This window comes from Aeromicrobium panaciterrae (genome assembly GCF_039537165.1).
Lineage (GTDB): Bacteria > Actinomycetota > Actinomycetes > Propionibacteriales > Nocardioidaceae > Aeromicrobium > Aeromicrobium panaciterrae.
This window is the reverse complement of record NZ_BAAAZZ010000002.1, coordinates 819491-834074: the sequence shown is the minus strand read 5'-3', so window position 1 is coordinate 834074 and position 14584 is coordinate 819491. Positions and strand designations below refer to the sequence as shown.

Genomic DNA, 14584 nt, shown 5'->3' with positions numbered 1-14584 from the left:
CAAACCTGCAAGCACGGCACAGTCGAACCGGACAAGGGAGAATCGTGAAGAGCACACCAGATCTGATGCGTGACTCGTATGAGTACGCGGGTGCAGCTTTCGCCTCCCTGGTCCGGTTCGACGACGCCGCTGCAGTTGTCACCGGCGGTGCCCAGGGAATCGGTCTGGCGATCGCGAATCGCCTCGCCGAGCTGGGTGCCGCTGTCATCCTGCTGGACGTGGATCCCAAGGTGGAGGAGTCCGCCGCGATGTTGGCGCACCGCCACGGCGCCACGGTCACCAGCCACCTGGTCGACGTACGCGACAGTGTCGAGCTCAACGCCGTGGCGCGCAGTGCGCTGACCGATGGCGCCCAAAGACTGATCTGGGTGAATGCCGCAGGAATCTACCCGTCCCACATGCTTGCTGACTTGCGGGACGAGGACTGGGAGCTCGTCATCGGACTGGATCTCACGGGTACGTTCTACGGCTCCCGCGCTGCGGCCCTTGCCCTGCGCGAGGCCGGCCTCGAAGGTGTCGTCATCAACATCAGCTCGATCGCCGGCTTTCGGACGGGCCGTCCGCCGGGCATCGCGCACTATGCCTCCGCCAAGCACGGCGTCCAGGGCCTCACGAAGGCCCTCGCTGCCGAGCTCGGCGTGGACGGCGTCCGCGTGGTGTGCCTCGCGCCAGGAGCGGTTCTGACCGAGGGCCTGATCGAGAGGTTCGGCGAGATGGACCTCGAGGGCGGTACCGACTACTTCTCGACGCGGGCCCAGGACATGCCGATCAAGCGGCCGAGCCTCCCGGACGACGTCGCCCGCGCAGCATGCTTCCTTGCCTCGCACGCAGCGGCAAACATCACCGGTGTCATCTTGCCGGTCGACGCCGGACACCTCGTCCTGTGAGCACGCGATGAAGCGCCCCTCGACCGACCAGGAGATGGCCCCATGGTGATCGGCGTACTCAGGACGGACGCACCCGATGACGTCATGATCGAGGTCACGGACGTACGCAAGCGCTTCGGTGCGACGCAGGCGCTCAACGGGGTGACCTGCTCGTTCGCGCGCGGGGAGTTCGTGGCGTTGCTCGGGTCGAATGGCGCTGGCAAGTCCACCCTCGTGAAGATCCTCGACGGTGTCTACACCGCAGACGCGGGCTCGATCGCTGTACGTGGGGGCCGCCGAGGCCTGGGCGTGGTGCATCAGGATCTGGGTCTGGTGGAAGACATGACGGTTGCGGACAACATGTTCCTGGGTGCCCCGCGTCGGGTCGTCAATCCGCGGAACGAGGCCCGCCTGACAACCCAGGCGTTGGAGGCGGTGGGCCTGTCGTCGATCGACCCGTACGCGCTGATCTCACACCTGAGCCTGGGGGAGCGGGCGATGGTTGCGGTGGCTCGAACGCTTGATCGCGGTGCCGAGACTGTCGTGATCGATGAAGTGACTGCAGGTCTTCACCCCCGGGAGTCCCGTTGGGTGGTGGAGAGACTGCGGGTGGCCGCGGAGCTGGGTGCGACGGTGCTGATGGTGACCCACAAGCTCGACGAGCTGGTCGGCGTGGCCTCCAGATATGTCGTGCTGTCCGATGGCGAGGTGGCACTCGACGACCTGGCGAGCCGCGTGTCGAAGGCTGACCTGATCGAGACGATGTCGCGTGGGCGGACCAAGAGTGCGCACTCGGCTGATTCCCCACCCGTCGTTGTCGGGGGCGCCGCGGTGTGCACGCTTGAGGGTGTGCACGTCGGCGATGCGGGGCCGATCAACCTCACTGTCTCGGCCGGAGGGATCACGGCGCTGACCGGGCCCCTGGGTTCCGGCTTGCACGAGATCGCGTACGTGGTGGCCGGGTTGCATTCACCCGAGCGGGGCACCATGACAGTTGATGCCAATCTGCGGCGTGCATGCGTGCCTGCGCATCGCGAGAGCGAAGGCGTGTTCAGCGACAGCTCTGTGGAGTTCAACGTTGCCGCGGGCGGTTGGTCCCGTTGGCGTATGCGTTCGGGTCTGCTGAACGTGCGCCAGATGCGTCGCGATGTCGACGAGGCGGTCGAGACGTTGTCGGTGGTGCCGCATCGCCTTGATGCGACTGTCTCGGACCTTTCCGGTGGCAATCAACAGAAGACACTTTTGGCGCGTGCGCTGATGCGTCGTCCGCAGCTGCTCGTGCTGTGCGAGCCGACACGGGGGGTCGATGTCGCCACGCGCCGAGAGATTTATGCACAGATTCGCCGTATCGCAGACAGCGGTACCGCTGTGTTGATCGCGTCGTCGGATCACGAGGACATCGTTGCCTTGGCGGACCGGGTCGGCGTGCTGAATGCCGATGGCACGCTGACCGACTGGATCGCCCCGCAAGAGCTGTCTCCCCTGATCACCGAACTGGCATGAAGGAAAGGCCCACGATGTCAATCAAAGAGCTGGAGCCGTCGGCTGCATCACCCCAGAAGACGGCTGCTGGTGGCCGTCGTGGGCCGACGCGGGAAGGCATGTCGAGTGTCGCCACGGTGGCCGCATTCGGGCTGGTGTTCCTCGTCTACGCGTTTTGGCTGCAGGGCGACTTCTACGACGTCACTCGGCTGACATTCGATGTCAGCCGCAGCACCCCGCAGCTGGTGCTCGCGGTCGCGGTGGCGGTGTGCCTGTGCGGAGGTCAGTTTGACCTGAGTGTTGCGGCGATGGCCACAGGTGGGTGTTTCATCGCACTGGGCCTTTTCCTGGACGCAGGCCTGTCCATGGAGATCGCCGTCCTGCTGACGGTGCTGACTGGTGCCGTGGCCGGTTTGCTGAACGGGATCCTGGTGACCCGGTTCAAGGTCAACGCGTTCATCGCGACATTGGGCACGGGCGGTCTGTTCGCGGGGTTCACGGTCGTCTACTCCTCAGGCCAGGTCGTGGGCCCGACCCCGGACAGTGGTCCCCTGGCGTCCTGGTTCTCGGGCGCGGGTTCGATCGGTGATTTCCAGAACAAGGTGCCCATCGCCATCGGCCTTCTGATGATTGCCGCAGTGGTCGCGGCCATGCTGATCTCGCTCGACCAGCGGTTTCCCGGGCCGGATTCGCGTCGCAAGCCCCAGATCGCCGTCCTTGCCGTCGCGGCCGCTGGCATCGTTGGAGGTGCGTGGGCGCTGGGCATTCCTGACGAGTTCGACTGGATGATCATCATCGTCTTTGCGCTGGGGCTTCTGGTGTGGACCGGCATGAAGTACACCGCGGTGGGGCACGCGATCTATGCGGTCGGTGGCAATGAGACCGCGGCGGCGTTCGCCGGTATCAAGACCAGGCGGATCTCGCTCTCCCTCTTCGTCTTCTCGGGTGTCATCGCCTCGATCGCAGGCCTGTTGATCGCCTCCCAGCAGGGCTCGGCGTCACCTGGCGTCGCGGATCCACTTCTGCTGCCGGCGTACGCAGGTGCATTCCTTTCGACCGTGATCCTGTCGCGTGGCCGATTCCACATCTGGGGCACGGTCGCCGGCAGCATCGCGCTGGTCTACGTCACCGACGGTCTCGTGATAGGCGGCGTGCCATACACCTGGACCCAGGTCATCAACGGCGTCGTGCTGATCGTGACGGTCGCCCTGAGCACATTCCTGCAGCGGCGGCCGGCATGACGACCAACACCCGGCGGGCGTGCGTCGTGTCAGTCGACACACGCGACGACATCGTCATTGCGGCGCTCGACGACGGCAAGGTCAACGTCCTCGGCTTTGACATGATCGCGCAGCTCCGAGAAGCCCTCGTCATCGCAGTGGATCACCGGGTGCCGTTGGTCATCGCCGGCCGTGACGATGTGTTGAGTGCTGGTTTCGACCTCGCAGTGGTGGCCGAAGGTGGCGCAGGGCTCGTACGGCTGCTCGACGATGCCAAGGAGCTCTATCTCGAGCTGCTCGAGGCCCCGGTGCCTGTCGTGGTCGCCTGCACGGGTCACTCGATCGCGGCTGGTGCACTGCTCCTGCTCTGCGCCGACCACCGCATCGGCGCACCGGGCGCTTACACGATCGGCCTGAAGGAAGTACGACTCGGCATGGCGCTGCCGGCGTTCGCGCTGACACTGGCTGCCGCGCGTCTCGACCGACACCACCTCATCGCCGCGACGATCTTCGCCGACGCAGGCGACCCGCACCGAGCCGTGAGACACGGCTACCTCGACGACCTGGCTGACGACCCCGTGTCGGCAGCTGTGAGCTTTGCCCGTGAACTTTCCAAGCTCCCTTCGGGGCCCCTCGGCGTCACTCGTCGCATCGCTCATCGTCCGCTGATCGAGACTCTCCGTGGCCAAGACCTCTACCCGCCGACGGAGGACGTCGCATGAGTTCCCCGTACGCGGGTTCAGTCGCTGTCGTGACGGGTGCCGCCTCCGGGATCGGCCACGCAACCGCGAGTCGCCTCATCGAGCTGGGAGCCCGAGTCATCGGTCTCGATCGTGACGTGGGTGCACCGCAAGGAGTCGATCTTCGAGTCACCGATGTGACGGATCGCGCGTCGGTCCTGGCCGCACTTGCTGATCTCACATCCATTGACCGGCTCTTCAACTGTGCTGGTGTCACGGGTGCAGCCGGTCCAGAGACGACCCTCCGCGTGAATGTCTTCGGTCTGCGAGACGTGATCGACATGGTCTTGCCGCTGATGCCAGACGGTGGGTCGATCACCAACATCGCTTCGGTCGGCGGGTGGAAATGGGACAAGAACTTCGAGCTGGTGCAAGGCTTCCTTGCGACAGTCGGAATCGACGACCTCGGCGACTGGTGCACCGATCATGCGGAGCTCCTGGCACCGAGTGCCTATCCATTCTCGAAGCAGTGCGTGGTCGTCGAGACACTGCTGCGCTGTGCCGAGCTGGCGCCGAGGGAGATCCGCGTCAATGCGATCTGTCCCGGTCTGGTCGACACACCCATGTTGGGGAGTGCCCCGGCGGGTCGGGGCTACGTGTCGGCCTTCCCGCTGCCGTTCGGACGGATGACGACGGCTGACGAGCAGGCGTCAGTTCTCGTCTACCTCGGTGGGCCCGACGCCGGCGCCGTGTCCGGTGTGATCCTGCCGACCGACCAAGGACTGCTGGCCTCGGTCAGGGTTGGCGCGCTCGCCTCGCCGTTCGGGGACGCCTGACATGAACCGACAACTCTGCCGCGCGTCAACGCGTCTTCGGTGTCTGATGACCTGTCAGACGTCGGCCGTTCCCACGAGGAGGAATTCATGATCGTCATCAGTGGAATCTTGGAAGTCGCTGGTCACTCCGCCGACGCCTTCGCGGATCTGTGTCGCCCGCTCGTCGAGGAGACGCGACGCGAGCCGGGATGTGCTGACTACCGGTTTGCGCGCAGCATCGACAACTCAGCCGTCTTCGAGATCTTCGAGGAGTTTGCGGACCAGGAGGCCATGGACCATCACGTCCGGGCCGATCACTACCGATCCTGGTCGCGCGCACTCCGCGACTTCGAGGTCATCAGCATGTCGATCAACCGCTACGACGTCACCGAGCGCACGGTGCTGCAGTGAGCGCTGTCGAGCAGGCCGATGTCATCGAGGTCGACGACTTCCCTGATGGAGCGCCACTCAACGAGACGCTGCGAATGATCGGGACCGCCCGGGCCATGCGCCGGCTCAAGCCGGAGCCGATTCGGGAGGAGCTCATCCGCGCGCTCATATGGGCGGGCACGCGCGCGGCGAGCCCCAACAACACCCAGCTGTGGCGCTTCGTCGTCGTGAGCGACCCAGTGCAGAAGGCCGCCATCGGGGAGGCGCTCGGGAGGTTCGTGAAATGGATCGACTCGTTGGGCGCACCCGCTGATGACAGCGACGCGCACATCCGCAAGGAGTCTCGGCACCTGGTCGTGAACGTCGCCCAGGCCCCGGTGCTGATCTTTGTCTGTGCCGAGCACTCGTACCCGACTCGGGGGCCCGACGTCCGCTATCTCTGGTCCGTCGCAAACACAGCCAGCCAGAACATCCTCGTTGCTGCTCGCTCGATGGGCCTGGGCGCGACGCTCACGATGATGCAGGTCGGCAACGAGGACGCGATACGCGAGATCCTCGGCCTGCCTGACGACGTGCACATCGGCACCATGATCCCGATCGGCTGGCCAGACCGGCCGTTCGGCCCAGCTCGGCGTCTGCCAATCGACGCCGTCATTCACCACGACCGCTGGCGCGAGAGCGTCGACCCAGGCGAAGCACGAGAAGGGAACGATCCTCAATGACAGGAATCGATCGGGAATTCGTAGGACTGCCGTCACCGGCTCTCGGCCGCGCAGGCGCCGGAGGGCATCCGTGCCAGGGCATCTACTACACACCGTCGGGCAAGAAGCCCAAGACGGCGATCATCGCGAGCCACTACAACGTCGACTTCTCCGAGCACTACATGGCGACCCGGATGGCCGAGCGTGGCTACGGGTTCCTCGGCTGGAACACCCGTTTCCGTGGTGCGGAGCACTTCTTCACGCTCGATCACGCCCTGGTCGAGGTCGGTGTGGGCATCTCTTGGCTGCGTGAGCAGGGTGTCGAGCAGGTCGTGCTGGTGGGCAACTCCGGCGGCGGTTCGCTGATGTCGGCGTATCACTCGCAGTCACGCGAGCCGAACATCCGTCCCGCGTACGGTCGCGCCCAGGTATTCGAGGAGGCCCTGAATCTGCCGACGGCAGATCTCATGATCTACCTGGCCGCCCACCCGGGCCGCCCCGAGTGGATCACCAAGACCATGGACCCGTCGGTGACGGATGAGACCGATCCCAACTCGGTCGATCCAGAGCTCGACATGTTCCATCCCGACAACGGGCCGTCGTTCACCCCCGAGTTCGTCGAGCGCTACCGCGCGGCACAGATCGAGCGCAACCATCGCCTGACCGCCTGGTGCAAGGAGCAGATCGACGCCATGTCCGGTGGCCCCGCGCGCGACCGGATCTTCTCGATGCCGCGGACGTGGGCCGATCTGCGCTACGTCGATCCCACGATCGATCCATCGAACCGACCAACGCCGTTGTGCTATTTCGGTGAGCCCAAGCATGCCAACTACGGCGTGTTCGGCGTCGGCGTGATGTCGACGCTGCGAACGTGGCTCAACATGTTCAGCCTGGAGGAGTCCGACTGTGTGGCGGCCAAGCATCTGAAGCGGATGGACCTCCCCATGCTGGTCGTGCAGCCTGACGGCGACATGGGTGTCTTCCCCGCCGACGCGCAGGGCCTGTTCGACGGAGCAGTGTCGACCGACAAGGACCTCGTGACGTTGAAGGGTGACCACTACTTCGTCGAGCCCGTGGACGCGCGCGACATCGTGGCCGACACCCTTGCCGACTGGCTGGCCTCCCGGACGGTCCGATGACTGTGCGGCAACCACGTGAAGGGACACGCGATGGCGTTCCTCGCACCGACTGAGGAGCAGGTCGATCTCCGATCGACGCTGCAGACCTACTTCGCGCAGCGGTGGCCGGAGGCCGAGATGCGCCGCGCGGCTGAAGCCGACGAACGTACTCAATCTGAGCTCTGGACGTCCATGGCGCGGGACCTCGGCCTGCATGGTCTCGCGATCCCCGAGGAGCTCGGCGGCGGTGGATTCACGTTCCCTGACCTGCTCGTCGTGTTCGAGGAGATGGGTCGCGTTCTTGTCAGCGGACCGTTCTTTGCCACCGTGGCGATGGCGGCACCGTTGCTGCTCGCGCTCGACGACCGCGAGGTGCAGGAGCTGCTGCTGCCGGGCATCGCGTCCGGAGAGCGGGTCGTCACGGTCGCACTGGTCGAGTCCGAGATGAGCTGGGACGCGGACCTGATCAGAGCTGTCGCCACGGGCAGCGGCGCCGAGCGGAAGCTGACCGGCCACAAGTTCTTCGTCCTTGACGGTTGCCTCGCTGACACGCTCCTGGTTGTTGCGAAGGTTGACGAGGGTATCGGCGTTCTCGTGGTCGATGCCGACGCGCCAGGTGTGACGATCACCGCCATGGAGACGATCGACGCGACTCGACGCCAGGCAAGGGTCAGCTTCGACGATGTTGCCTCGCGCATGCTCCGACCAGGTCACTCTGCGGCAGACGCCGTCGCGCACATGTGCCAGCTCGCGTCGATCGCCCTGGCGGCCGAGCAGGTGGGCGGCGCGCAGCGTGCCCTGGACATGACGGTCGAGTACGTGAAGCTGCGTGAGCAGTTCGGCAGGACGATCGGGAGCTTCCAGGCGGTCAAGCACCACCTGGCGGACCTCTTGGTCGCGGTTGAGTCCGCGCGGGCAGCGCTGGCGCATGCGGCCGCGTCGTCGACGGCTTCGCCCGCTGATCTGGCCATCGCGGCAAGTGTCGCGCAGTCCTTGTGCTCCGAGGTCTACTCCGCCGCCGCCGACAGCACGATCCACCTTCACGGTGGGATCGGTTTCACCTGGGAGCATCCTGCGCACCTCTACTACAGGCGCGCGGTGTCGAGCGAGGTCTTGCTCGGATCACCGCATCACCACCGTGCCAAGATCGCCTCCCACCTCCTCGACGAAAAGGAGTCGTCGTGAATGCCGCCGGACCCGCCAAGCTCTCCTCCCTGGTACCCGCCAACTGGATATCGCTGCATGGGCGCTATTCGCCCGATGAGCCGTGCCTTGTCATGGGCGACGGCACGACGTACACGTTCGGACAGATCAACAGTCGCGTGAACCGGTTGGCCCGGGCGCTCCAGGGTCAAGGCATCACACGGCATGACCGCATCGGGATCCTCGCGACCGACTCGATCGACTACATGGTGCTGCTGATGGCGTCGATGAAGGTCGGTTCGACCTACGTCCCGTTCAACTACCGGCTGACCGCACCAGAGATCGTGACGATCGCCAAGGCCGCCAAGCTCGATGGCTTCGTGACGATGGCCCGGTACGACGAGGTCACCGCTGCGGTGCGAGCAGCCTGCCCGCACCTGAAGTTCCAGGCAGGATTCGACGATCTCGATGGACTGCCGACCATCGCCGGTCTGATCGAGGAGCAGCAGGACGACAGTGACATTGAGGTCGAGACCGAATGGGAAGACATCATCTCGATCATGTTCACGAGCGGCACGACGGGTCGGCCGAAGGGCGTGATGCAGTCGATGCGCATGGTGGGCGTCTCAACCAATGTGTCCCTGCTCGACTTCGGCTTCAAGCGTGGCGAGCTCCGTTACACGGCGTCGCCGATGTTTCACGCAGCCGGCATGGGCTCGATCTACTACGGCATCGCGCGTGGATTCGCCTCCCTGATCCTTGACCAGTTCGATCCCGCTGAGCTGCTCAAATGGATGAAGAGCGGCAAGCTCACGGGTGGCCTCCTGATGCCGACGATGCTCAAGGCGCTACTCAACGAGCCGGGCGTGCGCGACCAGTCCTACCCGAACCTGCGCTCGATGGTCTACGGCGGTTCACCGATCGGCATCGACCTGCTCCGCGACGCATTGGCGACGTTCGACTGCGACTTCTTCAACAGCTTCGGCGCCGGAACCGAAGGAGCAGGGCAGACGATGTTCTATCCCGAGGACCACTTGCGAGCCCTGGCCGGCGAAGAGCACCTGCTCGGATCGATCGGCCGGCCCATGTACGGCGTTGACCTGCGGCTCTGTGACGACGCGCTGCGTGACGTGCCACGAGGACAGGTGGGCGAAATCTGTACGCGCTCGGAGACCGTCATGAGCGGATACCTCGACGATCCGGAGCGAACAGCGCAAGCTGTGGTCGATGGGTGGTTCAGGGCCGGAGACCTGGCCTGGATGGACGATGACGGCTATCTGTTCCTGGCCGGACGCAAGACCGACATGATCATCCGTGGTGGCGAGAACGTCTACCCCATCGAGATCGAGACAGTCCTTCTCGAACATCCGGCCGTGGGATCTGTGGCCGTGGTGGGGCAGCCTGACGAATACTGGGGCGAGGTGGTGATCGCAGCCATTGAGCTGGCGCCCGGGCAGGAGCTTGACGAACAAGACCTGACCAGGCATTGCCGTGACAGGTTGGCGTCCTACAAGGTTCCGATCCGGTTCTTCGCGATGAACGACCTGCCACGCAACGTCAACGGCAAGCTGCAGAAGTTCGCCGTGGTTGAGCTGGTCGCAGACATGTACCAGTCTGGCGTGACGGGGGACGGTGCGCGATGAACGAGATCGAGGCTTTTGCAGCGAGGGTCGAAGCATTCTTCAAGGATCGTTTCCCGCCGCGCCCACAGACGCTGGAGCACGGTTGGGGCGACGACTCCATGGTCGGTGCAGCCTTTCGCGTCGCCGCCGACGAGCATGCAGATCTCGAGCGGGCTCGCCATTACCAGCACGAGCTCGCCGACGCGGGCCTGGCCTGGCTGGATGGGCCGGTCGAGCTCGGCGGCGCCGGACTCGGCGTGGCCGAGCGACGAGTGTTCGCCGAGATCGCCCGACGCTACGACGCACCAGATCTCAACAGCTTGCTGGTCGGTCAGCAGATCCTCGCCCCGGCAGTGCTGGTGTACGGCTCCACGGAGCAGCGCGAGCGCGTGCTTCCCGCGCTGTGGAACGGCGACCTCGTCGGCTGCCAGCTCTTTTCCGAGCCTGGCGCCGGCAGCGACCTGGCCGCGCTGACGACCCGAGCCCGGCGGGTCGACGGGGGGTGGCGGGTCACTGGACAGAAGGTCTGGTCATCTGGGGCACATCTGGCGCATGTCGGGGAGCTGCTCGCCAGGACGTCAGAGGATCCCGGCACGCGAAGCCGCGGGCTCACGATGTTCGTGCTCGACATGGCGTCGCCGGGCGTCACGGTACGACCTCTCCGCCAGATGACCGGTACGGCTCACTTCAACGAGGTGTTCCTGGACGACGTCTTCATCCCGGACGGCGACGTCCTGGGCGCGGTGGGTGAAGGCTGGGCTGTAGCAAACGTGAGTCTCAGCAGCGAACGCGACAATTTCGGCGACTCAGGATCGGATCTCTTCCTGCGGCTGCTCGACAGGCTCGTTCTGGTCGTCCGCGAGGTCGGGGCGTGGTCCAACCCCGGAGCGCGCGACCGTATTGCTGATGCCTACATCCGAGAGGTCGTGACGGAGAATCTTCCAGAATCGCTCGCCACGGCGTCCGCGCCCGTTGCTGCGGCTGGTGCGAGTCTGATCAAGCTCTTCGCAACGGATGCAGATCGCCGACTCGTCCAGACCGCGGTCGACATCCTCGGCCCCTCGATCGTCGCAGACACGGGTGCGTGGGGCACGTTCGCCTGGTCTCGCGTACTGCTCGGAATGCCCGCCACGCGCATCGCCGGCGGCAGCGACGAGATCCAACGCAACATCCTCGCCGAGCGAGCACTGGGCCTCCCGCGTGAGGTCCGACCACTCCAGGAGGACCGCTCATGATGAACGCCGACCAGTACCGCGAGTCATTGCGCGACGGACGTCGCCTCTTCGTCAACGGCGAGCGGGTCGAGGACGCGACGACGCATCCCCTCTTCAGGGCGGCCGTCGATAGTGCGGCGGGAGACTACGACCGATACTTCGACCCGGCGCCGGGGGCGCACGGTCCGTACTACGAGATCCCCGAGACGCCTGACGAGCTGCGCGCTCAAGAGGAGGTCCAGAACACGTGGAGCTTCGCCACAGGTTCGACGGTGCACTCGCTGCTGATGTTGATGACGGCTGGAAGTCGGATGCGAGCTGACCTTCCTGTGTACGCCGACCGCATCCTCGCGTACTACAAGGGCGCCAAGCGACGCGACATTCGGTGCGTGCAAACCATCACCGACGCGAAAGGCAATCGGGCGCTACCGCCGGGGAAGCAGGACGACCCCGACCTCTACCTGCGGATCGTCGATCGCAGGGACGACGGAATCGTGATCACGGGTGCCAAGTTGCACATCTCGTCCGCGGCGATGGCCCACGACCTGATCGTGATGCCCACCAAACGGATGAAGGCCGGCGAGGAGGACTGGGCGGTGGCGTGCGCCGTACCGGTCAACGCGCCGGGAGTCACCGTAATCAACACCAGCTTCGCGCCGCGTCCCGATCAGGACGAGCGCTACTACCCCTACAGTCGCCACAACGTGATGACCGAAGGCTTCGTCGTCTTCGATGAAGTCTTCGTCCCCAACGAAAGGGTGTTCCTCGCTGGCGAGGTCGAACACTCGGCGACGTTCGCCCACGCTCTCGGCCTGTGGGAGCGGCTTGGCAGTGTCCGTCATTACGTCGAGCTCGGTGACACTCTCGTGGGGCTCGCCCAGCTCATCAGTGAGGCCAATGGAACTGAACGCATACCCCACATCCGGGACAAGATCGGCGAGATGATCATCTATGCGTCGCTGATCCGCGGATGCTACGAGGCGGCGCTGTCGTCGGCTGGGCGGACGCCGGAGGGATGGATCTCACCCGATGAGCTCTTCACCAACTCCGCGAAGTACTACGCCGCCAGCGAGTTCGCGAAGATGGTGCGCAATCTGCATGACGTGGCGGGTGGCTCAGTGCTGACATCGCCGACGCTGGCCGATCTTGAGAATCCTGAGACCGGCAAGTACCTCGAAAAGTACATGCGGACCATGCCGGGAGTGGACGCGAAATACCGCATGCGGCTCTTCCACGCGATCCGAGACTTCACCGCGGACCAGTTCGGTGGCTGGCAGCTGGTCACGACGTTGCAGGGTGGCGGAGGCTTGTATGCCCAACAGATCGTGGCTCGCAAGCACTACGACATGGACCGCGCGAAGGAACTGGCGCTGTACACGGCAGGCATCGGCGAGCTCGACGACGTGGACGTGCCGACATGACCGGGCGCCCTCCCTCGGAAGGCTTCGAGGTCGCCGATGTCGAAGATCGCCTGCGCCGCTCGGTGGAGTCGATCGGCACGGGCGAGCGGCGCATGAAGCGCTCGCAGGTGCTGGGGCCGCAGGCGGAACAGACCCGCAGGAACCTTGCCGAGAGCGCGAGACGGCTGTTTCAGGAGAAGGGCTACACCGGGACCACCGTTGCCGAAATTGCACAGAACGCGAACGTGAGCCTCGCGACGTTCTACCAGTACTTCAAGGAGATCCACGACGTGACGGCGTTGATCGTCGTCGACTTCATCAAGGCGTCGCTGGCCAGCCAGCTCGATCGCTGGGACAGCCTCGGTGGAGTGCCGGCCCTGCGCGACTTCATCGACCGCTTCCTCGGCCTGTACGTCCGCAATGCCGAGCTGCTCGAGCTCTGGGAGACCGGCAAGCTCGTGTCTCCACGTCTTCGGCTGCTCTACGTCGACTACTACCGGGTCTACCGCGCGCGCCTCGAGGAGTGCGTGCGCCTGGGCGTCGATGCCGGAACGGTACGCGACGATCTCGACCCGGCAGATCTCGCTGATCTGATGGCGACTCTGGTCGAGCGCTACAGCTACGAACATTTCGTGCTGCTGGGCGAGCGGGAGGTCGGGAACGGCGTCGAGATCCTGACCATTGCAGTGACCAGTCTCGTCGGACTGACCGAACCGGTCGTCGACAACACAAACGGAGGCCCATCCACATGACATCTGCGGTGATCATCGACGTCGTTCGGCTCGCGTCAGGACGTGGCAAGCCTGGAGGTGCGCTCTCGCATCACCACCCCGTCACGCTCCTTGCCGAGGTGTTGTCGGCGCTGGTCGAGCGCAACGGCCTCGATCCCGCATCGGTCGACGACGTCATCGCCGGTTGTGTGCAGCAGGTGGGGGAGCAGAGCCTGAACATCGCCCGGCAAGGGTTGCTGACCGCCGGATTCCCCGAGTCTGTGCCGGCGACGACGATCGATCGACAATGCGGTTCGAGCCAGCAGGCCGCACATTTCGCAGCACAGGGCGTCATGGCCGGCGCGTACGACATTGTCATCGCGGCCGGTGTCGAGTCGATGAGTCGACTGCCACTCGGGACGTCACCGATCGGGCAGGACCCTTACGGGCCGGGCATTGCCGATCGCTACCCCGACGGGTTGATCGGTCAGGGAGTCTCGGCAGAGCTCGTCGCTGCCCGGTGGAAGCTCGACCGCGAGACGCTCGACGATTACGCGCTGCGATCCCATCGGCTTGCCGAGGACGCGATCGATTCGGGATTCTTCGATCGCGAGATCGTTGCCATCGCCGGTCCTGACGGTGCTCCTCACCTGGTCGATGAGACAGTACGTCGCTCGACCAGCCTCGAGGGCCTCTCGGCGCTTCGTCCGTCGTTTCGCTCCGACGAGATGGCCAGACGCTTTCCCGAGGCAGACTGGTTGATCACGCCCGGCAACTCTTCGCCTTTGACTGACGGCGCCTCCGCAGCGTTGATCATGAGCGAGGCGAAGGCGGCCGAGCTGGGACTCACGCCTCGAGCGCGATTCCACGCCTTCGCGGTTGCCGGCGACGATCCGTTGATGATGCTGACGGCCCCGATCCCGGCGTCGCGCAAGGTGCTGGAGCGTAGTGGTCTCGCGATCGACGACATCGATGCGTACGAGGTCAATGAGGCATTCGCACCAGTACCGCTTGCCTGGGCACACGAACTGGGCGCGGACCCGGAACGACTCAATCCGCGTGGAGGTGCCATCTCATTGGGGCACGCGCTCGGTTCGTCGGGTACCCGCCTGCTGGGCACGCTCCTCAACCACCTCGAGGTGACCGGGGGACGCTACGGCCTTCAGACGATGTGCGAAGCCGGCGGTCTGGCGAACGCCACGATCATCGAACGCCTCTGAGCT

The 14584-nt window shown here is 65.1% G+C and carries 14 protein-coding genes; all 14 read left to right on the top strand.

The features are described from left to right. Window positions 1–44: 44 nt before the first annotated feature. The 14 genes from ABD683_RS04685 (at window position 45) to ABD683_RS04620 (ending at window position 14581) form a co-directional block, all read left to right on the top strand. Entirely contained in the window at window positions 45–887 is an 843-nt protein-coding gene (locus ABD683_RS04685) for an SDR family NAD(P)-dependent oxidoreductase (protein ID WP_344767760.1), read from the top strand. A 42-nt stretch (window positions 888–929) separates the two neighbouring features. Beyond that, the gene (locus tag ABD683_RS04680) at window positions 930–2369 is read left to right on the top strand and encodes an ATP-binding cassette domain-containing protein (protein ID WP_344767758.1); all 1440 of its coding nucleotides are present in this window, start codon (window positions 930–932) and stop codon (window positions 2367–2369) included. A 14-nt stretch (window positions 2370–2383) separates the two neighbouring features. Continuing rightward, the gene (locus tag ABD683_RS04675) at window positions 2384–3589 is read left to right on the top strand and encodes an ABC transporter permease (RefSeq protein ID WP_344767756.1); all 1206 of its coding nucleotides are present in this window, start codon (window positions 2384–2386) and stop codon (window positions 3587–3589) included. After that, window positions 3586–4290 (top strand): crotonase/enoyl-CoA hydratase family protein, encoded by a 705-nt coding sequence (locus ABD683_RS04670; protein WP_344767754.1) that lies wholly within the window; start codon window positions 3586–3588, stop codon window positions 4288–4290. Before ABD683_RS04675 ends, ABD683_RS04670 begins: the two co-directional genes overlap by 4 nt. Then, window positions 4287–5084 carry an SDR family oxidoreductase gene (locus ABD683_RS04665; protein WP_344767752.1) on the top strand — a complete coding sequence of 266 codons (798 nt, stop codon included), beginning with the start codon at window positions 4287–4289 and terminating at the stop codon, window positions 5082–5084. The genes ABD683_RS04670 and ABD683_RS04665 overlap by 4 nt, the downstream gene beginning before the upstream one ends. An 87-nt stretch (window positions 5085–5171) precedes the next feature. Continuing rightward, complete coding sequence (locus tag ABD683_RS04660; RefSeq protein ID WP_344767750.1) at window positions 5172–5474, top strand: putative quinol monooxygenase; 303 nt, start codon at window positions 5172–5174, stop codon at window positions 5472–5474. Further along, complete coding sequence (locus ABD683_RS04655) at window positions 5471–6175, top strand: nitroreductase family protein (protein ID WP_344767748.1); 705 nt, start codon at window positions 5471–5473, stop codon at window positions 6173–6175. Before ABD683_RS04660 ends, ABD683_RS04655 begins: the two co-directional genes overlap by 4 nt. After that, window positions 6172–7293, top strand: coding sequence for an alpha/beta hydrolase (locus ABD683_RS04650; RefSeq protein ID WP_344767746.1), 1122 nt, complete (start codon window positions 6172–6174; stop codon window positions 7291–7293). Before ABD683_RS04655 ends, ABD683_RS04650 begins: the two co-directional genes overlap by 4 nt. Window positions 7294–7323: 30 nt before the next feature. After that, complete coding sequence (locus ABD683_RS04645; RefSeq protein ID WP_344767744.1) at window positions 7324–8457, top strand: acyl-CoA dehydrogenase family protein; 1134 nt, start codon at window positions 7324–7326, stop codon at window positions 8455–8457. Further along, a complete protein-coding gene (locus tag ABD683_RS04640; protein ID WP_344767742.1) occupies window positions 8454–10058 on the top strand; it encodes a class I adenylate-forming enzyme family protein in 1605 nt (534 codons plus the stop codon). The genes ABD683_RS04645 and ABD683_RS04640 overlap by 4 nt, the downstream gene beginning before the upstream one ends. Next, window positions 10055–11272, top strand: a complete 1218-nt coding sequence (locus tag ABD683_RS04635) for an acyl-CoA dehydrogenase family protein (RefSeq protein ID WP_344767740.1) — start codon at window positions 10055–10057, stop codon at window positions 11270–11272. The genes ABD683_RS04640 and ABD683_RS04635 overlap by 4 nt, the downstream gene beginning before the upstream one ends. Then, the gene (locus ABD683_RS04630; RefSeq protein WP_344767738.1) at window positions 11269–12672 is read left to right on the top strand and encodes a 4-hydroxyphenylacetate 3-hydroxylase N-terminal domain-containing protein; all 1404 of its coding nucleotides are present in this window, start codon (window positions 11269–11271) and stop codon (window positions 12670–12672) included. The genes ABD683_RS04635 and ABD683_RS04630 overlap by 4 nt, the downstream gene beginning before the upstream one ends. Beyond that, window positions 12669–13403, top strand: coding sequence for a TetR/AcrR family transcriptional regulator (locus tag ABD683_RS04625; RefSeq protein ID WP_344767736.1), 735 nt, complete (start codon window positions 12669–12671; stop codon window positions 13401–13403). Before ABD683_RS04630 ends, ABD683_RS04625 begins: the two co-directional genes overlap by 4 nt. Continuing rightward, window positions 13400–14581: a thiolase family protein gene (locus ABD683_RS04620; protein ID WP_344767734.1), complete on the top strand. Its 1182-nt coding sequence runs from the start codon at window positions 13400–13402 to the stop codon at window positions 14579–14581. Before ABD683_RS04625 ends, ABD683_RS04620 begins: the two co-directional genes overlap by 4 nt. Window positions 14582–14584: the final 3 nt, after the last annotated feature.